At 67.1% G+C, this 20,897-nt stretch carries 15 protein-coding genes and 2 pseudogenes; 9 read left to right on the forward strand and 8 right to left on the reverse strand.

All coding sequences use genetic code 11. The features are described 5' to 3' along the window. Positions 1-13: 13 nt before the first annotated feature. Positions 14-1,318, reverse strand: coding sequence for an efflux RND transporter periplasmic adaptor subunit (locus tag RS901_RS23955; protein WP_316156611.1), 1,305 nt, complete (start codon positions 1,316-1,318; stop codon positions 14-16). Positions 1,319-1,359: 41 nt separating this feature from the next. Further along, positions 1,360-2,652: pseudogene (locus tag RS901_RS23960) on the reverse strand (efflux transporter outer membrane subunit); the annotation flags it as partial. Positions 2,653-2,773: 121 nt separating this feature from the next. Here RS901_RS23960 and RS901_RS23965 point away from each other — a divergent pair. Continuing rightward, entirely contained in the window at positions 2,774-4,039 is a 1,266-nt protein-coding gene (locus tag RS901_RS23965) for an IS256 family transposase (protein WP_316154236.1), read from the forward strand. Between the two features lie 13 nt (positions 4,040-4,052). Here the strand turns inward: RS901_RS23965 and RS901_RS23970 are convergent, their stop codons facing one another. After that, positions 4,053-4,289: a hypothetical protein gene (locus tag RS901_RS23970; RefSeq protein WP_316156613.1), complete on the reverse strand. Its 237-nt coding sequence runs from the start codon at positions 4,287-4,289 to the stop codon at positions 4,053-4,055. Positions 4,290-4,381: 92 nt separating this feature from the next. Further along, complete coding sequence (locus RS901_RS23975) at positions 4,382-4,819, reverse strand: MarR family transcriptional regulator (protein ID WP_316157281.1); 438 nt, start codon at positions 4,817-4,819, stop codon at positions 4,382-4,384. 255 nt (positions 4,820-5,074) lie between these two features. Between RS901_RS23975 and RS901_RS23980 the strand changes: the two genes are divergently transcribed. Both RS901_RS23980 and RS901_RS23985 read left to right on the forward strand, forming a co-directional pair. Beyond that, complete coding sequence (locus RS901_RS23980; RefSeq protein WP_316156615.1) at positions 5,075-6,670, forward strand: MFS transporter; 1,596 nt, start codon at positions 5,075-5,077, stop codon at positions 6,668-6,670. A 34-nt stretch (positions 6,671-6,704) separates the two neighbouring features. Continuing rightward, positions 6,705-7,166 (forward strand): MarR family winged helix-turn-helix transcriptional regulator, encoded by a 462-nt coding sequence (locus RS901_RS23985; RefSeq protein ID WP_316156617.1) that lies wholly within the window; start codon positions 6,705-6,707, stop codon positions 7,164-7,166. 26 nt (positions 7,167-7,192) lie between these two features. Here the strand turns inward: RS901_RS23985 and RS901_RS23990 are convergent, their stop codons facing one another. Beyond that, complete coding sequence (locus RS901_RS23990) at positions 7,193-7,858, reverse strand: response regulator (RefSeq protein WP_316156619.1); 666 nt, start codon at positions 7,856-7,858, stop codon at positions 7,193-7,195. 402 nt (positions 7,859-8,260) lie between these two features. Next, on the reverse strand, positions 8,261-9,220 hold the full coding sequence (locus tag RS901_RS23995; RefSeq protein WP_316156620.1) for a LysR family transcriptional regulator: 960 nt from the start codon (positions 9,218-9,220) through the stop codon (positions 8,261-8,263). Positions 9,221-10,053: 833 nt separating this feature from the next. Between RS901_RS23995 and RS901_RS24000 the strand changes: the two genes are divergently transcribed. The 4 genes from RS901_RS24000 (at position 10,054) to RS901_RS24015 (ending at position 13,039) form a co-directional block, all read left to right on the forward strand. Next, entirely contained in the window at positions 10,054-10,344 is a 291-nt protein-coding gene (locus RS901_RS24000; protein WP_013953661.1) for a transposase, read from the forward strand. A 69-nt stretch (positions 10,345-10,413) separates the two neighbouring features. Then, positions 10,414-10,788 (forward strand): hypothetical protein, encoded by a 375-nt coding sequence (locus RS901_RS24005; protein ID WP_316156622.1) that lies wholly within the window; start codon positions 10,414-10,416, stop codon positions 10,786-10,788. Positions 10,789-10,837: 49 nt separating this feature from the next. Continuing rightward, the gene (locus tag RS901_RS24010; RefSeq protein WP_316156624.1) at positions 10,838-12,166 is read left to right on the forward strand and encodes a DUF3300 domain-containing protein; all 1,329 of its coding nucleotides are present in this window, start codon (positions 10,838-10,840) and stop codon (positions 12,164-12,166) included. Positions 12,167-12,169: 3 nt separating this feature from the next. After that, positions 12,170-13,039, forward strand: coding sequence for a DUF2950 domain-containing protein (locus RS901_RS24015; protein WP_316156626.1), 870 nt, complete (start codon positions 12,170-12,172; stop codon positions 13,037-13,039). A 29-nt stretch (positions 13,040-13,068) separates the two neighbouring features. Here the strand turns inward: RS901_RS24015 and RS901_RS24020 are convergent, their stop codons facing one another. Next, positions 13,069-13,842: a Crp/Fnr family transcriptional regulator gene (locus tag RS901_RS24020; RefSeq protein ID WP_316156628.1), complete on the reverse strand. Its 774-nt coding sequence runs from the start codon at positions 13,840-13,842 to the stop codon at positions 13,069-13,071. 240 nt (positions 13,843-14,082) lie between these two features. Here RS901_RS24020 and RS901_RS24025 point away from each other — a divergent pair, with 240 nt between their 5' ends. Next, complete coding sequence (locus RS901_RS24025) at positions 14,083-15,171, forward strand: extracellular catalytic domain type 1 short-chain-length polyhydroxyalkanoate depolymerase (protein ID WP_316156630.1); 1,089 nt, start codon at positions 14,083-14,085, stop codon at positions 15,169-15,171. An 82-nt stretch (positions 15,172-15,253) separates the two neighbouring features. Here RS901_RS24025 and RS901_RS24030 read toward each other — a convergent pair. Continuing rightward, a pseudogene (locus RS901_RS24030) lies at positions 15,254-16,565 on the reverse strand (MFS transporter). A 271-nt stretch (positions 16,566-16,836) separates the two neighbouring features. Here RS901_RS24030 and RS901_RS24035 point away from each other — a divergent pair. Then, entirely contained in the window at positions 16,837-20,823 is a 3,987-nt protein-coding gene (locus RS901_RS24035; protein ID WP_316156632.1) for a DUF748 domain-containing protein, read from the forward strand. The last annotated feature ends 74 nt before the right edge of the window (positions 20,824-20,897 follow it).

A 20,897-nucleotide genomic window follows, 5' to 3' on the forward strand; every position in this document is an offset into this window, starting at 1 on the left:
GGCGCGATGCCGCTCATGCGCCGGAGGCGCTGCCGGCAGCTTGCGCCGTGCGCTCGATCGCCTGAGGTTGCTGCACAACTTGCGAAGCTGGCGACGACTGCCCCACAGCTGACTTGCCGTTGCTGTTCTGCGCGATGATCCGCGTGATCTCGCGGTCGGCCTCTGCGCCGTAGCGCTGGAACACTTCGGTGCGATAGGCGGTGCGTTGCGGTACTTCCGCGCCCGGGCTCAAGGGCGAACCGGAATCCATGCGCGTTTCCACGTCGACCTGCATCGACAGGCCGATCTGCAGCGGATGCTTGCGCAGCTCCGCCGGATCGAGCTGGATGCGCACCGGCAGGCGCTGCACGACCTTGATCCAGTTGCCCGTGGCGTTCTGCGCCGGCAGGGCCGAGAACGCGCTGCCGGTGCCGGCCGACAAGCCGATCACCTTGCCGTGATAGGTCACGATGCTGCCATACAGGTCGGCGTGGAGCTCGACCGGCTGGCCGATGCGGATGTGCTTGAGCTGAACCTCCTTGAAGTTGGCATCGACCCACACGCCGTCGAGCGGCACGATGGCCATCAGCGGGTTGCCGGGGGCAACGCGCTGGCCCACCTGCACCGAGCGCCGCGCCACATAGCCGGTCACGGGGGCCGGCAGCGTGTTGCGGGCGTTGGCCAGGTAGGCGTCGCGCACCTTGGCGGATGCGGCCTGCACGCTGGGGTGGTCGGCTACGCTCGTTTTGTCGGTCAGCACATGGTTGGCAGCAAGCTGCTGGCGGGAGGTCTCGAGCGCGGCCTCGGCGGTCTTGACGGCGTCACGGGCATGCGCCACGTCTTCCGCCGCGACGGCGCCGGATTCGGCCACCCCGGTGCGGCGGCGCAGGTCGTCCCGGGCGCGGTCCAGGTCAGCCTGGCGTTGCTTGACGGTGGCACCGAGCACGTCATTGTTGACATAGAGCGCGCTGACCTGGCGCACGGTCTGTCCGAGGGTGGCCTCCGCATTGGCCAGCGCCACCGTTGCATCGGCAGCGTCGAGCGTCACCACGGGCTCGCCGGCCTTCACGATCTGCGTGTCATCGGCATTCACCGCGATCACCGTGCCGGCGACCTGCGGCGTGAGCTGGACGAGGTTGCCGTTGACGTAGGCATCGTCGGTGTCCTCGTGGAAGCGGGCCACGGTGTAGTAGTAGGCGCCGTAGCCGGCGGCGGCGAGCGCGCTGGTCAGGCCGAGCAGGGCCAGCAGGCGCTTGCGGGTGTTCCTGGCGGGCGTCGGGGCGGCCGCGGCGGATGCGGTTTGCTGGTCGGCCGGGGTGGTCTTGGTCGTATCGTTCATGGCGTCAGCTGCAACTGTGTTTGTTTGCGTCGAGAGGAGAGTCAGCGGACCAGGGCCGCCTTTGTGGTCGATTCGGAAGCATCGGTAAAACCGCCGCCCAGCGCGGCGGCCAGCGCAATCTGCCGGTCGCGGCGGTTCATGCGCAGGTTGGCCACCACCTGGCTGCTGCGCAGCGCGTTGGTCTGTGCGTTCAGTACGGTCAGTTGCGTGGTCAGGCCGGCCTTGTACTGCGCCAGCGCCAGCGTCAGGGCGCGTTGCGCGGCCGTATCGCTGCGTACGGCGTTGTCGATCTGCGCGTCGACGGCGCGGATGTCGGAGAGCTGGGTGGCCACGTCGGTCAGGGCGTTCACCAGCGTCTCGTTGTAGTTGGCGACCGCGAAGTCGAACTTTGCATAGCGGCCCTTGAGCTGGGCGCGCAGCGCGCCGCCGTCGAAGATCGGCAGGTGGATCGCGGCGCCGCCCGAGGCGGTGCGGCTGGCGGCGCGCAGGAAGCGCCCCCACCCGATGGCATCCAGGCCGATCATCGCCGTCAGGTTGATGTCCGGGTAGAACTCGGCCTTGGCCACCTTGATGTCGTGCAGGGTGGCGTCGACGCGCCAGCGCGCGGCAACGATGTCGGGGCGGCGCGAGACCAGGTCGGCCGGCAGTTTGTCGGGCAGGCGGGCTTCGTCGCCGGCGCCGAGGTTAGGGCGGGCGATTGCCAGGCCGCGGTCCGGGCCCTGGCCGAGCAGCGCGCCGAGCTGGTAGCGGGTGCGCTGGATGCTGCCTTCCAGAGCGGCGACGCCGACTTCGCTGGCGGCGAGATTGGCCTCGGCGGTGCGTTTCTCGACTTCGGTCTCCAGGCCCATGGTCACCCGGCCGTTGGTCACGCGCAGCACTTCGCGGCGCTGTCTGACTTCATCCCTGGAGATATCGAGCAGCGTGTAGAGGCGGGCCAGCTCGTTGTAGGTGCGCGCGATGGCGCTGCTCAGCGTCAGCTTCACCTGTTCGGCCTCGGCTTCGCCGGCATGCACGCCAGACACCGCGGACTTCAGCGCCTCGCGGTTCTTGCCCCACAGGTCGAGGTCATACGAGGCATTGATGAACGCCTTGTTCTCCGACTGCCACGTCCCGGCGAACTGCGGCGGCACCATCGCGTTTTCCGTGTAGCGCTGGCGGTTGAACGAATAGCCGGCGCCCACCTGTGGCAGCGTGTTGGCATTGGCGCCCTCGCTGAACGCCACCGCGGAGGCCACGCGGGCACGGGCCTTTTCCAGCGACGGGCTGCCCTGCAGCGCTTGCGCGATCAATGCCTTGAGCTGGGCGTCGCCGAACTGGTCGGCCCAGTCCGCCGAGAGCTAAAGTCGAAAGTGGTGTACGGCGGGGGATTTGAGGCGCGGAGTCGAGGGCGGTGGAGCTTTTCGCTGAGAATCTGATTGTCGAGATCGGAAACCAGCACAAAAAAAGTCCACCACCATGAGCAAGGATAAGGGTAAAGAAGCAGTCGGTCTATCGGAAATCGGGCTTGGGCTCGAGGAGTTGATCAGGCGCGGGGCCCGGCGGGTCATCCAGGAGGCGATCGAAGTGGAACTGGCAGAGCTGCTTGAGCAGTTCAGTAACGTCAAGACGTTGAGCGGGCAGCGCGCCGTGGTTCGCAATGGCTACCTCCCGGAGCGGGAGGTGCTGACGGGCGCCGGACCGATTGCCGTGAAGGTGCCCAAGGTGCGCGACCGGTCCGGTTCCGGCGTGAAGTTCAACTCGGCGATCGTGCCGCCGTATGTGAGGAAGTCGCCGCGGGTGAGTGCGGCGCTGCCCTGGCTGTACCTGAAGGGAGTCTCGACAGGCGACATGAGCGAGGCGCTGTCGGTGCTGCTGGGCGAGGATGCCAAAGGGCTATCGGCCAACGTGGTGAGCCGATTGAAGGCGCAGTGGGCAGACGAGCATGCGAGTTGGAATCAGCGTGATTTGTCAGCGGCGCGGTATGTGTATTGGTGGGTGGACGGCATCCATACGGGTCTGCGCAGCGAAGGCTCGGACGGGCAATGCCTGCTGGTGATCATCGGCGTTACGCCCGACGGCAGGAAGGAGCGCGTGGCGATCGGTGACGGCTATCGGGAATCGAAGGCATCGTGGGTGGAAGTCCTGCTGGACCTGAAATCCCGCGGCTTGCAGGCTGGCCCGCTGGCGGCGGTCGGCGATGGCGCCATGGGATTCTGGGCTGCCCTGGAAGAGGTGTTCCCGGCCACGCGTACCCAGCGTTGCTGGTTCCACAAGATGGGCAATGTCCTGAACGCCTTGCCAAAATCCCAGCATGGCCGCGCCAAGGCAGATCTGCAGGCGATTTGGATGGCAGCCACCAGGGCCGATGCCGATGCCGCCTTCGATCGCTTTGTAACGATCTACGGCGCCAAGTATCCCAAGGCCACCGGCGTGCTCACCAAAGATCGAGACAGCCTGCTGACGTTCTACGACTTCCCGGCCGAGCACTGGCAGCACATCCGCACGACCAATGCGATTGAATCAACCTTCGCGACCGTGCGTCACCGCACGACGCGCACGCGCAATTGCGTGTCCCGAGCGACCTTCCTTGGCCTGGCCTTCAAGCTGATCGAGGAAGCCGAGAAAACCTGGCGCCGCATCAACGGTGCCGAACACATCGAACTGCTCTTGAAGGGCGTTCCCTTCAAGGACGGAACTCCGGCGCATGACAATCCGCCGGTTCAGCAGAAACTCGCCGCCTGACAGCCGGCCACGATCAGCCCTCGTACACCAGATTTGACAATATCTCGTCCGCCGAAGGCCAGTGGCCTTGCTCGGCGGGGATGCTTTGCGTGGAGGCGTAGGTGGTGGGTTCGGCGATTCGCTTGTCGCTGCGGATGCCAGCGTAGTTGGCACAGGCGCTCAGGACTGCAGCTACCAGCACCGAGAGCAGGGGACCGGCAAAGCGGCGGGCCAGGCAGGGCGCGGCCGGGCGAGTAATTTGACTGAGCATTGTCTGATCTGTCAGTTAAATGGGTAAAAAAAGGCGGGCACGGGCCATGGCACCTTTTGACCAATCACCTGAATAGGCAAAAAAAGACACGTTCAAAAATCCGCAAATTTGGCAAGCAGCCGGCGGAACTCGGCAAATTCTTCCTTGCTGAAGTTCCTGAGACGCTGATTGAGTACTTTGGGGGCCACATCCGGGATGCGCTCGGCAACTTCCTGGCCCTTTCGGGTCACCGTCAGGTTGACCACACGGCGATCGTCGAGACTGCGGCTGCGTGACAGCAGGCCCTTGGCCTCCAACTTGTCCAGCATGCGGGTCATCAGGCCGGTGTCGATGCCCAGCAACTTGCTCAGCTCGAAGGGGGTGGTAGCGACGCCATGCGTGAGCGACATCAGGATCCCCATCTGCTGGCCGGTGATGTCCAGGTCCTTCAATGCCGCATCCATTTCCATCAGCAGCATGTTGCGGGCGCGGTTGAGGAAGAAACCGATGCTCTGGGTGATCTGGAAGTCTTCCTTTGAGTAGTGGTCCATGGCGGGATTCCTTGCTTGCTGACGAGACAATAGCTGATCTGTCAGATAGTTGCAAGGAGGGTAACGGTGCTTTTCGTGAAAAATCTGGCGGTTTTCCAGAAAGCCTTTGTGGACAAGGGTTTCCGGCAAGCCCGTGCCTGTTGGCGGTTGCGAATGAGGGGGGCGATTTTATTTCTCGCGATCACGGGGCCATGACGCGGCTGGCCGATCTGCCCGTATAATGCTTGATAGCGCAACGATTGATCGAGCAATAAAATGACCCCACAGCCAGAAAAGTCCGAGGCCAACGGCCAGGTGCTGCCGTTTCGCGAGTCCCTGCTGGCCATGCTGGGCGTGGCTTTTGTGGTGATGCTGGTGGCGCTGGACCAGACCGTGGTCGGCACGGCGCTGCCGACCGTGGTGGCCGAGCTGCAAGGCTTCGAGTACTACGCCTGGGTTGCCACGGCCTACCTGCTGACATCGGTGATCACCGTGCCGGTGTTCGGGCGGCTGGGGGACTACTACGGGCGCAAGCCGTTCGTGCTGGCATCGATCGTGGTCTTCTCGGTGGCCTCGGCGCTGTGCGGCATGGCGCCGAGCATGCCGTTCCTGGTGCTGGCGCGCGCCCTGCAGGGGATTGGCGGCGGCATGCTGGTCGGCACCGCCTTTGCCTGCATTGCCGACCTGTTTCCGGATACGCATGTGCGGCTGCGCTGGCAGGTAATGCTGAGCGCGGCATTCGGCATTGCCAATGCGGTCGGGCCGTCGCTGGGCGGGCTGCTGACGGAGTGGTACGGCTGGCGCGCGGTGTTCTATGTCAACCTGCCGGTGGGCGTGCTGGGGCTGTGGTTTGCGTGGCGCTACCTGCCGCACCTGCGCCAGCAGGCACATAGCGGGCCGATCCGCGTGGACTGGCTCGGTGCCTTGCTGATCGCAGCCGGGCTGGGGTGCGTGCAGCTGAGCGTTGAACTGCTGCCGGAGCGCGGGATCGACGCCTATACCGGCGGCTTGCTGGTGCTGGCGGCGGTGGCACTGGTGGCGCTGTGGCAGTGGGAGCAGCGTTGTGCCAACCCGATCCTGCCGGTGGAGATGTTCCGCAACCCGGGGCTGGCGCCGTTGTTCCAGCTGGCGGTGTTTACGGGCTTCACCATGTTCGCGCTGCTGCTCTATGCACCGCTGCTGTTCCAGGGCGGCTTTGGCTATTCGCCGAAGGAGGCCGGCATCCTGATCACGCCGCTGGTGGTCTGCATTACCGTGGGCAGCATTCTCAACGGCCGCATCGTCACGCGCATCCGCCGCCCGAGTACCATGCTCTATGCCGGCTTTGGCATGCTGGCGGTGTCCTGCCTGGGCCTGTCGCAGGCCACGCGCAGCATGCCGCACGGCATCTTGCTGGCGATCATGCTGATCGGCGGGTTCGGGCTCGGCTTCATCATGCCGAACCTGACAGTGTTTGCGCAGCAGACGGCAGGGCGCGAGCACCTGGGCATTGCCACGGCCATGCTGCAATCGCTGCGCATGGTAGGCGGCATGGTGGGCACCGCGATCGTGGGCACGCTGGTCACGCGCAGCTATACCGGTGGTGTGGAGCACGCGCTGTCCGCCGCCAATGCCGGACAGTGGACGGCGCGCATGGCGGACCCGCAGGTGCTGATCGACAAGGCGTCGCAAGTCGCGTTGCTCGGCCAGCTTGAGCAAGCCGGGCACAATGGCGCCCTGCTGCTGGAGCAGGCGCGCGTGTCGCTGGTCAGTGCCATCCACCTCGGACTGGTGGTGGCTGCGGTGGCCGCCGCGCTGGGCGTGTGGTGCGCCCGCCGGGTACCGTCGATCACGCTGACCCGGGCGCCGGCGCCCGCCATGGCCGCCGACTGACGCGCCGGCCTGCAACGTAACCTGAGGAAAACGGATGGAACTGGAGCGACAAAGCGTGGCCGTACTGCAGCAGTTCGGCCGCACCTACCGCGCCTACGCGACCGCGTTCGAGCAGCGCCTGGGGCTGCCGCTGCCCCGCTGGCGCATCCTGCATGCGCTGCATCACCAGGAGGGCGCGATCGGCCAGAAGGCGCTGGCTGACCTGGTCGGCATGGACCCCGGCGCGCTGACGCGCCAGCTCAAGGCCATGCAGGAGCTGGGCTGGGTGGAGCGCAGCACGTCGGAACGCGACAACCGCGTGACGCACGTCACGCTGTCACGGACCGGCCAGCAGGTGGTGGCGCAAGCCATGCCGCTGCGCTCAGCCTTCCTGGAGGATGTGCTGGCCGAGGTGTCGCCGTCGACCATGCGCGAGCTGTCGCGCGGCCTGGCGCGGCTGGAGGCCGGCATCGCCTACGCGCAGGCCCACGCGGCACAGGCAACCGACGCCGCCTGATACGGCTGCGCCCGTGCCGCTGGCGCTCAGGCAGTCAGCAGCATGCCGTTAAGCGCCGCAAATTCGAACAGTTCCCGGTCGTTGGTGACGCCGAGCTTCTGCATGGCGCAGTTCTTCTGCCGGCTGATGGTCTTGACGCTGCGGCAGAGCAGGACGGCGATCTCGCTCACGGACCGCCCGGTCAGGTACAGCCGCAATACTTCCATTTCACGCCGGGACAGGCGCTCCGCGCCGGCCTGGCCGGGTGCGACCGGGTTGCCCGGATCGGCCTGCGACAGGACTTCCAGCGCGGATTTGCCGATGTAGTGGAAGCCCCGCTGGATACGGCAAACCACAGTCACCAGTTCTGACAGCGGCGAGTCCTTGAGCAACAGGCCATGCACCTGGGTGTCGAGGATGGAGCGCAGCACCAGCGGATTGGTGATCATGGTCAGCACGATCACGGCCAGCGACGGATGCCGCCGCCGCAGGCTGGCAAGCAGGCGCAGGCCGTCGCTGTTGCCCTCGCCCTGCGCGGGCATGTGGTAGTCGGTGATCACGACATCGGGGCGCAGGCTTTCCACGCTGTTCAGCAAGGCCGTCGCGCTGGTCACGCAGCCGCACACCTCCCACCCGGTCTGGGTATGCAAGCGGTCCGCTACGGCCGCGCTGACCAGGGGGTGGTCGTCGGCAAGCAGGATCCTTAATGTCATCTGGTTGCTCCTCGATTCTGGTTCGTGGCAGCGCCGGCATCAAGAAAACGCCGCACGTCAGCGAGACGTGCGGCGCAAAAACGACGCCAAACAATACGACGCCAGACAACTGCATGCATTGCCCCGGGACCGGGCCAAACGGGAGACGGCCGGGCCGCTGCAATGCCATTGCAGGATATCGGCAGCGTGGTCTGGCGAAACTAGGAGGATTCGCAAAGCGCGGCCGTGGTGCAGCGGCCTGAGCGGGCCAAAGTCGCGCGAGTGTAGCGCAAGGTCAGCGCTCGGAAAAATGTCTTAAGACTGCAACAAAAAGACGCCGCCGCTGCTGCGCAGCCAAAGAAAAAGGCGCTGGCGCCATGCGGCTGCCAGCGCCTTCCGGACGCCGGTGCTGCGGGAATTGCGTCAGGCCGGCGCGGGCTGTGCGTGGCCTGCGGGGCGCCCGTTGCGGCGGCCGTCGATGGCCTTGAGCGGGTCGCGCAGCACGGCGCTGCCGACGTCCATGATGTCGCGCAGCACGCCCTTGTCGCCGCTGCGCTCCGGTGCCCAGAAATGCAATGCGGCCCATTCCGGGAAGCTGCTTGGCGGTGCCAGCAGGCGCGTGGTGCGCTCGCGCGTGACCAGCGGCACGTTGAAGTCCAGCACCGGGCAGATGCCCCCGGCCGAATGCAGCAGCGTGATCTGGGTATGCCATGACGGGACCACAGTCTCGCGATGCCCCGGGGTGCTGGCCTGGCGGCTCAGGAAGGTCCGCAGCGGGCTGCCGGCCTCGCAGTCTTCCTGCAGCAGGATCCAGTCGCTTTCACCTTCGTCATGGCTGCCGCCGCGCGTGGCGCTGACCAGCCGGCGCGGCGTGGCCATGATGTTGTGCTGGCGCACGCGTTCGGGATCGTGGCCGCTGTCGACGACGAAGGCGCAGTCCAGTTCGCCGCTGCCGAGATGGCCGGCAAGGGCGGCGTCGGCAATCACCGGGCGCGTGACAAAGCTGTCTTGCGGAAACTGCTCGCACAGTGCCGTCAGGATCTCGGTGATGACCGGGTCGCCGATCGACGATGAAAAGCCGATCGAAACGCGCCTGCCGTCGTCACGGCGCTTGCTCAGGCCAGACTCGCCGGGGCGCACCAGCTGGTTCCATTTGGCGAGGATCTGCCGCGCCGTCTGCTCCAGGCGCAGGGCATGCGGAGTGGGTTCGAGCATCCCGTTGCGCTTGACGAACAGCGGATCGCCGGTGATTTCGCGCAAGCGCGCGAGGCTGTAGGCCACCGTGGGCACGCGTCCCTTCGTGCAGGCCGCAACGGCGCTGAGGTCCCGGTATTCCATGACGAGGACAAAGACATGCAACAACTTCGTGCTGACGTGACGCATTCCGACTTCTCCCGATCCACGACTTTGTTTTCGCTTTTTTTTTGTTTGTCCGACGCGTACAGCACTGCGTCGGACATGGGGCGCAAGAGCGGCCAGGTGTCAGGGCAATGATCCTGTCCCTGACAGGGACAGGCGCAAACGGCATGCACGGCGCGCGATGCGGGCATGTCCGGATGAAAACCAGGCGGGCAGAGGCCCGGGCAGGATGCTGCGAAGACGCATGGCACGACTCCTAAATGTCCGACTTGCGTCGACAAATGGCGCAGTGACGACTCGATCCTTCAGGCCCGGTACATGTTGGCAGCGTGGAATGCGCACCGTACAACGTCATGGTGCCAGCTGCCTGGCCGCTCTTCTGCCGGAGCCGCCAGGGCGCCGCGCGAAGGCGTGCGAAATTTAGTTGTGCCGAGGAATCTTAATACATGCTCAGCGAAAGTCATAGAAACTTGAATTGAGGACAGTCCTCTAATTTTCTTTAGTACGCCTTTGTCCGTACATCAATACATGGCTTGAAATCGGGGTGGCGGGCCGATTCATGCACGACCACCGCCGTGCAAAAGGCCGTCATACCCATGTGATATGGGGGCCGACATCTCCGTTTCCGCGATGCCCAGCGCTAATGGCCTAACTAGATTCCAAATTGGCTTAACGAAACTTGGCAATGCGCGCCAGCGCACGCGGCAGCTTGCGCGGAGATAATTTTCTTAACTCGCGCAGCGAAGACACTGAATTGCCTTTTGGCGCGGCCCTGGGCTAACGTAGGGCCAGAGTCGGCACGGTTGGCGGCGCGGCTGGCGCCGCTTGTGGCCCGCTGTTGTGATGCGGAGAGATTCGTGAACAGACGGTATTCGGAAGAGCAGATCCGCAGCTACCTGGCCGAGGCGGCCAGTGGCGTGCCAGTGCGTGAGCTGTGCGCACGCTATGGTTTCAGCGATGCTTCGTTCTACGGATGGCGTGCCCGTTATGGCCAGCCCAGCCAGGGTGATGCACGTGACGGCCGCAAGTTGCGCGAGCTGCAGGAAGAGAATGCCCGGCTGAAGAGTATGCTTGCGGATGCGCTGCTCAAGCTTGAGCTGATGCGCAACCGTACCGGCCGCCGCAATGGCACAGGCAAGGATCGCTAGCGGCGGACGGTTCCTGCAATGCGCCGCGGTGTCGGTTCCACATACCGCGGAGGGTTCTGGAGTATTGGTTTGACGAAGTTTCTGATCAAGGCGGGAGTGCTGGCATGCGCCGCCATGGTGGCTGTCCCGGCGTGGGCGGCCAGTGCTGCATCGGCGGCCGCGGCCGCCGGCACCCCGATGGTGGCCCCGCTGCCGCCACGGATGCTGGACGAAGCCACGGCCGTGGTGGAAGGACCTGATGGCACGCTGTCCGCGTCGCAGCGGCAGCACTGCCAGTCATTGCTGGACCAGATCAACGCGCTGCCCGGCGGGCCGCAGTGGTCCACCGGCAAGTCGTCGGTAGCCACTGCCGACGGGCGCACCTATCCGACACTGGAGCGCCAGGCAGATCGCAAGCGCCTGGAAGAGGCATATCGCCAGGAATGCGCGCAGCAGCGCCGCTGAGATGCCCCCCGGCAGCAGGCCGTCACCTGCGTATTTGTGGAGAGCCTACATGCACTGCTTCAAACACCTCTTCGCATGGTGCCTGGCACTGATGCTGCTGGCGCTGCACGGGCCAGCGATGGCGCAGTCCAAACTGAGCAATGCCCAGCTTGACCAGTTGACCGCGCCTGTTGCGCTGTATCCCGATGCGCTGCTGTCGCAGGTGCTGATGGCGGCCACCTATCCGGCCGACGTCGCGGCTGCGGCGCAATGGTCCAAGGCCAATCCCAGCCTGTCTGGCGATGCCGCGACCAAGGCCGTCGCCAGCCAGACCTGGGACCCCAGCGTGCAGTCGCTGGCCGCGTTTCCGTCCGTGCTCGACATGATGGGCCGCCAGCCGCAGTGGGTGCAGTCGGTCGGCGACGCGTTCCTGGCCCAGCCCAACGACGTGATGGATTCGGTGCAGCGGCTGCGGGTGCAGGCGCAGAACGCGGGCACGCTGAAGACGACCGAGCAGCAGAAGGTCGTGACGCAGACCACCGGCGGCACCACGATCGTGCAGATCGAGCCGGCCAACCCGCAGGTGGTCTATGTGCCGACCTACAACCCGACCACAGTCTACGGCACCTGGGCGTACCCGGCGTATCCGCCGGCCTACTACCCGCCGCCGCCAGGCTCCGTGTTTGCCACGGCACTGGTAACGGGCATCGGCTTCGGGCTTGGCGTGGCGGCGGTCGATGCGATGTGGGGCGGGTTCAACTGGAATAACCACGACGTCAACATCAATGTGAACCGCTACAACAACATCAACGTCAACCAGCGCCTGGACGTCAATCGTGCCAGCGTGAACTGGCAGCACAACCCCGCCAACCGCGGCAACTTGCCCTACAACAATGCGGCGGTGCGCGGTCGCTATGACCAGCAGCGCCAGTCTGGCCTCGCCAGCCGCCAGCAGGGTATGCAACCCGGCCAGCGCGTGGGGGCCGCTGGCGGCGGGGTGCAACGCCAGCCTTCCCAGCGCGACCAGGCGCGTGAGCGCGCCGCGCAGTCCTTCGAGGGCCGTACCGGACAATCCATCCCGGGCCATGCGGGCGGGGCCGCAGAGCGCTCGCGGCCCGGTGCCGCCGGCGGTGGCGTGCAGAATCCGCGGCCGGCAAGTGCCGAGCGCCAGCGCGCAGACCAGGCCCAGGCCCGCGACCGTGCCCGCAATGCCAACCGGGACAGCGCGCTGCGCGATGCCGGCAACGGCGACCGCGTGCGCCAGCAGACCCAGCACGCGGCAACGCTGCAGCGGGAAGCGCCGCATGCGCGCCCGGTCGGGTTCCGCCAGAACGGTGGCGGGCGCGAGGGTGGTGGACTGGGCGGCGGCGGTGAACATTTCGGCCATGGTCGGAGGTAAATCATGATGTGCATGACCGGTAGCCCATTCTCTGCTGCAGCCGGAGCGCGCGCGCTGCGCACGCTGGTGGCGGCCGCGGCCCTGTCCCTGGGCCTGCCGGCGATGGCCCAGCAGGTGTTCCCGAGTCCTGACGCGGCCGCCGAGGCGCTGGGCGATGCCATCGCGCGCAGCGACGGCGACGCCCTGCAGCGCGTGCTGGGCAAGCAATACCAGTTGCTGGTGCCGCAGGGCGCCATCGACCGGGACGACGTCTACGAATTCCTTGGCGCCTGGGCGCGCCACCATGCCGTGCAGCCCGATGGCGAGCGCCGCGCGCTGATCGCGGTCGGGCAGAGCGGATGGACGTTCCCCGTGCCGCTGGCGAAGCAGAAGGACGGCTGGCAGTTCGACCTGCGCGCCGGCCAGCAGGAAGTGCGCCGCCGCCGGCTCGGGCGCAATGAACTGGTGGCGATGGAAACGCTGCTGCAGCTGGCCGATGCCCAGCAGCGCTACGCAGAGCAGGTGGGGCAGGGGCGCTACGCCGCCCAGTTGATCAGCGCGCCGGGCAAGACCAACGGCCTGTACTGGCCCGCGGCCAGCGAGCAGGACGCGAGCCCGATCGGCCCGGATGCGCTGGCAATGGGCCCGGATACGCCTGCCGCAGACGCTTTTTACGGCTACCACTACCGGATCCTGCCGCCGGCCAAGGGCAGCGACGCCAAGTACGGGCTGATTGCCTGGCCGGCCCGCTATGGCGATACCGGCGTGCATTCCTTCATGCTCGGCAGCGACCGTGTGTTCTATGAGCGCGACCTCGGGTCCGGCACGGCATCGCGCGCCAGGACTATCCGCAGTTTTTCGCCTGCCGGCTGGCAGCGCGTGGCGGACCGCTGAGCCCTCGGCCCCTGAGCCTCGGCCGGCCGTCAGGCCAGCCGGGGTTCGCCGAACTCCCCGCCGTAGGCTTCTGATCTGGCCGCCTGAGGGGCCGCGTCCAGGTCGGCGTAGACCGAGGCCAGCCCGTCGCGGTCGATGATGCGCAGGTGCCGCTGGCGCACCGAGATCAGCCCGACCGAGGCAAAGCGCGACAGCAGCCGCGACACCGTTTCCAGGGTCAGCCCGAGCAGGCTGGCGATGTCCGTGCGCGACATGGCCAGCGTCAGCGCTCCGTCGCGGTTGCCGTCGCGGCGCGCCTGCTCGCCGGCGAGGTCGAGCAGCAGCATGGCCAGGCGCTGCGGCGCCCTCATCGATCCCACTGCCACCAGCAGCACGCGTTCGCGCTCGGCATTGCGGCGCATCGCGTCCAGCACCGGTTCACGGAATGGGGCGGCCTGCATGAGCGCGCGCAGGGATTCGACCGATACCGCACAAACCACCGAGTCCTGCAGCGCGATGGCGCTGGTCCCGTGGACCGGGCCTTCATGCGGCTCAAGCCCCAGCACATCGCCGGGCAGCGAAAAACCCGTTACCTGCCGCCAGCCCAGCGGCGATTCATAGACCTGCTTGGCGCTGCCATGGCGCAGGGGGTAGACCGTCAGCGCAGGGCGGCCCTGGCGGAACACATGCTCGCCGGTGCGCACTTCCACCCGCTCCGGCTGCAGCGCCATCGGCGCGTGCGCCAGGGGGGCCTGCGCCCCGGTGCTATGGCAAACGTGGCGAAAGAGGCAGAGCAGGCAGGCTGAGGCGCCGCTGTCCGGCATGGTGTCATTGTCCTCCGGTGGCGATGGCCAAGTATAAGGCGCCGGCAACGCAAGCTATCTCGCTGGGATCTGCATTCTTTCGTATGGCTAATTTAGAAATTTCGCATCGCGGGGGCAAGGCGCGTTGCGTTTGTGCAATCACGGCGGGAGCACGCCGGCAGGTGTAATGCGGGTTGTGATATGCTGCAACGCAACAATAAAGGTGTAGGGGGAGATTCCGTCACACGACCAGGAGTCCTCATGACCAAAAGCCTTGCCGCTGACTGGCACGCGCGGATCCGGCGACTGAGCCGTGCGCAAGCCCGCACGGAAGCCCAGGTGAAGTCCTGGCTGGACCGCATGGATTCGTTGAATCCGCTCACACCGGCTCGGCCTGCCGGCCCGCCGGGCAAAATCCGGTCCGCCCGGCCGGCACCCGCGCCGGATTTCCTGCCCGGTACCTGGCAGGCGCACCGGCTGCGCCTGGCGCCGCTGCCGGGCGAACTGGTGCCGCAACTCTCGTATCACCTCTACATACCGTCCAAGGCCCATCGCGGCCCGTTGCCGGTGGTGGTGGTGCTGCATGGCTGCCGCCAGACGCCGGATGACCTGTCGGCCGGCACCCGCATGAATGCGCTGGCCGAGCGCGAGGGATTTATCGTGGCCTACCCGCAACAGCCATTGCGGCGCCAAGTGCAGCGCTGCTGGCAGTGGTTCGACCTGGGTGCCGCCGAGGGCGGACGCGAGGCGCAGGCGGTGGCCGCGCTGATCGATACGCTGGCCGCGCGCCACGACGTGCGCGAGCGCGAGATCTACCTGTCCGGCATGTCCGCCGGCGCGGCCATGGCCGCGGTGGTGGCGTTGCGCTACCCGCGCAAGGTGGCGGCCGCGGCCCTGCATTCCGGCGTGGTCATCGGCGCGGCCGACAACCCGCGCGCCGGCTTGCGGGCGATGCAGCAAGGGTCGGCCGCCGATCCGTCATGGCTGCTGGATGCCGCCGGCGTGACGCCGGGCGGTCCCGAGATGCCCGCGCTGGTGATCCACGGCCTGGCCGACGATGCCGTGCATCCGGTCAATGGCCGTTTGCTGGCGCGGCAGTTCCTGGCCTACAACGGCCTGGAAGACCGGCTCGCCGGTACGCCCGCGCAGTCCAACCCGGAGGACGAAGCGCCGGGCCGGTCCCATGAATACCGCTTCGGCCGCTGGCGCCGCGACCTGGTGACGCTGGTGGAAGTGGAGGGCCTGGGCCACGCCTGGAGCGGCGGCGACGCCAGCTATGGCTACCACAGCGATATCGGCCCGGATGCCAGCTCGATGATGTGGCAGTTCTTCACCCAGCACCGGCGCTGAAGCCCGGCAGCACCAATGCGCATGAAGCACGCATGAAAAAAGGGAGGGCGCCTGCCCTCCCTTTTTCTTTGCAGCAGCAGGGTCAGCCGCGCGAGCGGTCCTTGACGAACAGCGCGGTCACCACGCCCAGCACGCACAGCGCGACCACATAGTGGGCCGGCGCCAGCGGATCCTGCTTCAGCATCAGCGATGACGACCATCGGCGTCAGCCCGCCGAAGATCGCATATGACACGTTGTACGAGAATGACAGGCCCGAGAAGCGCACCTGCGCCGGGAACGCATTGACCAGCACGAACGGCACCGCGCCGATGGTGCCGACCAGGAAGCCGGCCAGCGCATAGAGCGGCAGCAGCAGGTCGGGGCGGGTGAAGATCGTGGTGTAGAACGCGTAGGCGCAGATGGCCAGCAGCAGGCCGCCGAAGAACAGCGTGCGGCGCGCGCCGATGCGGTCGGCCAGCGCGCCGGAGACGACGCAGCCGACTGTCAGGCACAGCGTGGCGATGCTGTTGGCCACCAGCGCCGTGCGCGCGTCAAAGCCATACAGCTTCTGCAGGAAAGTGGGCGTCATCAGGATCACCACCACGATGCCGGCCGACAGCATCCAGGTCAGCATCATCGACACCGCGACGCTGCCGCGGTGGTTGCGCACCACCGACTTCAGCGGCATTTCCGCGGCCAGCGCCTTGCGCTTCTGCAGTTCGGCGAAAACCGGCGTCTCATGCAGCCAGCGCCGCAGGTACATCGAGGCGATGCCAAACACGCCGCCGATCAGGAACGGCACGCGCCAGCCGTGGTCGGCCAGCTCGGCCGGGGTGAAGACGCTGTTGATGCCGGTGGCGACCAGCGAGCCCAGCAGGATGCCGGCAGTCAGCCCCGCGGTCAGCGTGCCGCAGGCATAGCCGACATGGCGCGCCGGCACGTGCTCCGATACGAACACCCAGGCACCGGGCACTTCGCCCCCGACGGCCGCGCCTTGCAGGATGCGCAGCACCAGCAGCAGCACCGGCGCGGCCAGGCCGATCGACTGGTAGGTGGGCATCAGGCCCATCAGCAGCGTGGGCACCGACATCAGCAGGATCGACAGCGTGAACATCTTCTTGCGGCCGAGCAGGTCGCCGAAGTGCGCCATGATGATGCCGCCCAGCGGCCGGGCCAGGTAGCCGGCCGCGAAAATGCCGAAGGTCTGCAACTGTCGCAGCCAGTCCGGCACCGACGGCGGGAAGAACAGCTGCCCGATGACCGTCGCGAAAAAAACGAAGATGATGAAGTCGTAGAACTCAAGGGCGCCGCCAAGCGCGGCAAGGGCAAGGGTCTTGTAATCCTGGCCGGTCAGCGGGCGCGCGCTGGCTCGCGGCGCGCCGACACCCGCGGCGATACTGCTGGTGGTAGACATGAATGGACTCGCATGGAAGAGATCGCATGCGAAGCGCGCAGCACGGAATACGTGATGGGTGTGGCCGGAGGGTACAGCGCAGGGGAGGCAGGCACGATGTGGCGGGTAAGCCGCAGGCTTGCGACGAAACGCTTCGCAAGGGACGTAAAGATACCAGATCGGCCCATGCAGCGTTGAGGGGTCAAATCTGATTTCTTTGCTTTGTCCGAAACCGTTGCCATAATGTCGAAAAATGTGAAATCCGGGGCACAAACCATCGTGCAGCATCGGAATGCGGGGTCAGATCTTCTGGAACGACATGGCTTTCAAGCAATCCATCCAGGCAGTGGCTGCCACGCCACGCGGCCGGCTGGCGACGCGCGTCGCTGGCGGCGTGGTCGCGGCGCTCGCGGTGTTCGGGCTGGCGGGGTATTTTGGCGGCCCGCCGCTGCTCAAATACCTGATTGAAAAGAACGCGACCGAGGCGCTGGGGCGCAAGGTCACGCTGGGCAAGGCCCACGTGCGCCCGTTCGAGCTGGCGGCCACGCTGACTGATCTCACCATCTATGAGCGCGACGGCAAGACCCCCGCGCTGACGCTGGGCGAGGCCGAGGCCAATACCTCGCTGGCCTCGGTCTGGCACCTGGCGCCGGTGGTGGACAACCTGCATGTCGACCGGCTGGCCGTGCACGTGCTGCGCGGCGCCGACGGCCGCATGAGCTTTGCCGATGTCCAGGACAAGTTCGCGGCCCTGCCGCCCAAGCCGGCCGATGCCAAGCCGGCGCGCTTCTCGGTCAACAACATCGCGGTCACCGGCACCAGCTTCAGCTATGACGACAAGCAGCTCGGTTCCAGCCTGCGCGTCGACAACCTGACGCTGACCCTGCCGTTCCTGTCGAACCTGCCGCATGACGTCGAGATCGTGACGCGGCCCACGCTGAGCGCACAGGTCAACGGCACGCCGCTGGCGCTGGATGGCGAGGTGCTGCCGTTTGCCGATTCGCGCCAGACCCGGCTCAACGTCAACCTTGACGGCCTGGAGGTCGCGCGGCTGATGGCGTTCGCGCCGCCGCTGCGCGATGCCGAGGTCAAGTCCGGCAAGCTCGATACGCGCCTGATCGTGGCCTTCCGCCAGCAGAAGGACACGCAGGAGATGCTGGTGATGGGCACGGCCGCGTTGCGCGATGCCGAGGTCGTCACGCGCGCCGGCCAGCCGCTGGTCAAGAGCGGCCGCCTGGCGGTGGATATCGGCAAGCTCGAGCCGCTGGCCCATCGCGCGCAGTTGCGCAGCGTGGAGATCGAAGGGCTCGGCGTGGAAGCCGCGCGGCGCGCGGATGGCTCGCTGAACCTGGCCACGGCGTTCCTGCCGCAGGCGGTCAGCAAATCCACGGATGGCGTGGCGCCCGCGCCGGCACCGGCATCCGCGCCCGTCGCGGCGTCAGGCGCCCAGGCAACGCCCGCGGCGGCGCCGGCCACGGCAGCCAAGGACGTGCCATGGCGCTACGCGGTCGACCGCATCGTCGTGAAGCAGGCCAGGCTGGGGTTTGAAGACGCGTTGGCGCCGTCGGGCCCGGGCAAGCTTGCGCTCGGCCCGCTCGATGCCGAGGTCAAGGGCTTTGCCGGCACGGAAGGCGACAAGCCGGCCCGCATCGATGCCACGCTGACCGTGGCCGACGGCCAGACGCTGCACCATACCGGCGACCTGTTGCTGCGCGACGGCACGCTGGCCGGCACGCTGGAAACCAACGGCCTGCGCCCGCAAGGGTTTGCCGCGTGGTGGCCGCGCGAGCTGCGCAGCCAGTTCGGCGAGACCGCGGTCAATGCCGAGCTGCACTACCGCATGGCGTGGGCCACGCCGCAGTTCCAGTTCGTGCTGGAAAAGTCGCGGCTGGAGCTGGCGCCGCTCTATGTCGCGACGCGCGAGCCGGTGACGATGCCGGTATCCGCGGCCGCCCGCGCCGGCGCTGACACGCAGGAGCGAGCCACCGCCAACGGCAACGCCAGCCGCCGCGAACGCGAGCGCGCCGCCGCCGACCGCGAAGGCGCCAACCTGCCGCTGCTGCGCGCGGAAAAGCTGGTGCTGGAAGATATCCAGTTCGACCTCGCCAAACAGACCTTCGCCACCAGCCAGGTCACGCTGGCACAGCCGCAGATCGCCGCCACGCGCGACCACCGCGGCCAGCTGATCGAGATGGCGCGACTGTGGGCCACGGAATCGGCACAGCAGGCGCGCGCCACGCCGCGCCAGGCCGCACCGGCCGCAGCCACCACCAACGGCGCGCCAGCCCCCGGCGGCTGGAAGGCCAACATCGGCAAGGTCACCGTTGACGGCGGCAGCGCGCGCCTGGCGGACTACCAGCCGGCCGAGGCCAACCGCGGCCGCCCGGTGATCCACCAGTTCAGCAATATCGCGCTGAGTACCGGCGCCGTCGCCTGGCCGCTGACGCCGGCGCCGGTACCGCTCAAGCTGCATGCCGAATCCGGTCGCCGCGGCGTGATCGGCGTCGATGGCACGGTGTTGCCGGCCGTCCCTGCCAGCCGGCTGCAGCTGGACCTGCGCGAGGTGGAGGTGAGCCCGCTGCAGCCCTACCTGGCTGACCGCTTCAACGCCGCCCTGCGCACCGGCACGCTGACGGTAAAGGGTAAGCTCAATCTCGATGCGCCAACCGGCAAGCCCATTGCCGCGCAGTTCAGCGGCAACGTGCAAACCGGCAACGTGCGCACGGTGGACCGCGTCAGCGGCGACGACTTCCTGCGCTGGCGCTCGCTGGCGGTGTCGGGCATCGACTTTGCCATGGACGAGAGCAAGGGGCCGATGCGCGTGAGCCTGGGCAATGTCGCGCTGTCTGACTTCTATGCCCGCGTGATCCTGAACGCCAACGGCCGCCTGAACCTGCAGGACGTGATGGCCGGTGGCGCCGCGAAGGGCGAGGCAGCGCCGTCCACCAGCCTGACGCAGGCCAGCCCGGCATCGGCGCCGGCAACGCCGCCGGTGCAGGTCGGCGATACGCGCACGGCCCAGGTGGAGCAGAAGCCGGGCGGGCCCAAGCCGCAGGTGCGCATCGGCGGGGTCTCGCTCGAGAAGGGCAACATCAATTTCTCGGACTTCTTCGTCAAGCCCAACTACTCGGCCAACCTGACCGGCATGAAGGGCAAGGTGTCCAAGGTGTCGTCGGGCGACCCCACCCCGGCCGACCTGGTGCTGGATGGCCGCATCGACGACGATGCGCCGGTCAATATCAGCGGCAAGCTCAATCCGCTGGGTGAGCAGCTGTTCCTGGACATTGCCGCCAAGGCCTCGGGCGTGGAACTGACCCGGCTCACGCCGTATGCGGCCAAGTACGCCGGCTACCCGATCACCAAGGGCAAGCTGACGGTGGACGTGGCCTACAAGATCGAGAACGGCAAGCTTGATGCGAGCAACCACCTGTTCCTGGACCAGCTCACCTTCGGCGAGCGCGTCGACAGCCCGGATGCGACCAAGCTGCCGGTGCTGCTGGCGGTGTCGCTGCTGAAGGACCGCAACGGTGTGATCGACGTGAACCTGCCGGTGTCGGGCTCGCTGTCGGATCCGGAGTTCAGCATCGGCGGCGTGATCGTGCGCGTGATCGTCAACCTGCTGACCAAGGCGATCACGTCGCCGTTCTCGCTGATCGCCTCGGCCTTTGGCGGCGGCGGGGGCGAGGAGCTGGGCTATGTCGAGTTCGCGCCCGGCACCGCGACGCTGACGCCGGCGGCCAAGGACAAGATCACCAAGCTGGGCCAGGCGCTCAATGACAGGCCGTCGCTGCGGCTGGAAATCAGCGGCCGCATCGACCCGGCCAGCGACGAGGCCGGCGCGCGCCGCGCGTGGCTGGATGCGCGCGTGGCCGAGCAGAAGCGGCGCGACCAGCGCGACAGCGCACAGGCGGGCGGCGAGGCCGGTAACGACGAAGCCGGCGAGCAGGGCGCCGAGATCAAGGTCTCGAAACAGGAATACCCGAAGTACCTGGAGCAGGTCTACAAGCGCACTTCCATGAAGAAGCCGCGCAATTTCGTCGGCTTCACCAAATCCCTGCCGCCCGAGGAAATGGAAAAGCTGCTGATGGCCAACGCCACGGTCACCGAGGCCGACCTGAAGCGCCTGGCCGAGCAACGCGCGCTGGTGGTCAAGCAGTCGCTCGAGCGCGAGGGCAAGGTGCCGGAAAGCCGGCTGTTCCTGACCGCGCCCAAGCTCAGCGCCGAGGGCATCAAGGACAAGGGCGCGCCCAACCGGGTGGATTTCTCCATCCGCGGGTAAGCGCCGGGGGAGGCGATTCGCATGACACGCCCGCCGCATGGCGGGCGTGTCATGCCATCACACCGCGAGGCGCC

Origin of the sequence: Cupriavidus sp. BIC8F, assembly GCF_032465815.1 — a bacterium.
GTDB lineage: Bacteria > Pseudomonadota > Gammaproteobacteria > Burkholderiales > Burkholderiaceae > Cupriavidus > Cupriavidus necator.

Bases quoted from the DNA above. Each gene is read 5' to 3' on its own strand.
- RS901_RS23955 (WP_316156611.1), bottom strand. From the start codon at position 1,318: ATGAACGATACGACCAAGACCACCCCGGCCGACCAGCAAACCGCATCC.
- RS901_RS24015 (WP_316156626.1), top strand. From the start codon at position 12,170: ATGATGTGCATGACCGGTAGCCCATTCTCTGCTGCAGCCGGAGCGCGC.
- RS901_RS24025 (WP_316156630.1), top strand. From the start codon at position 14,083: ATGACCAAAAGCCTTGCCGCTGACTGGCACGCGCGGATCCGGCGACTG.
- RS901_RS23990 (WP_316156619.1), bottom strand. From the start codon at position 7,858: ATGACATTAAGGATCCTGCTTGCCGACGACCACCCCCTGGTCAGCGCG.
- RS901_RS24010 (WP_316156624.1), top strand. From the start codon at position 10,838: ATGCACTGCTTCAAACACCTCTTCGCATGGTGCCTGGCACTGATGCTG.
- RS901_RS23970 (WP_316156613.1), bottom strand. From the start codon at position 4,289: ATGCTCAGTCAAATTACTCGCCCGGCCGCGCCCTGCCTGGCCCGCCGC.
- RS901_RS24020 (WP_316156628.1), bottom strand. From the start codon at position 13,842: ATGCCGGACAGCGGCGCCTCAGCCTGCCTGCTCTGCCTCTTTCGCCAC.
- RS901_RS23995 (WP_316156620.1), bottom strand. From the start codon at position 9,220: ATGCGTCACGTCAGCACGAAGTTGTTGCATGTCTTTGTCCTCGTCATG.
- RS901_RS23965 (WP_316154236.1), top strand. From the start codon at position 2,774: ATGAGCAAGGATAAGGGTAAAGAAGCAGTCGGTCTATCGGAAATCGGG.
- RS901_RS23975 (WP_316157281.1), bottom strand. From the start codon at position 4,819: ATGGACCACTACTCAAAGGAAGACTTCCAGATCACCCAGAGCATCGGT.
- RS901_RS24035 (WP_316156632.1), top strand. From the start codon at position 16,837: ATGCGGGGTCAGATCTTCTGGAACGACATGGCTTTCAAGCAATCCATC.
- RS901_RS23985 (WP_316156617.1), top strand. From the start codon at position 6,705: ATGGAACTGGAGCGACAAAGCGTGGCCGTACTGCAGCAGTTCGGCCGC.
- RS901_RS23980 (WP_316156615.1), top strand. From the start codon at position 5,075: ATGACCCCACAGCCAGAAAAGTCCGAGGCCAACGGCCAGGTGCTGCCG.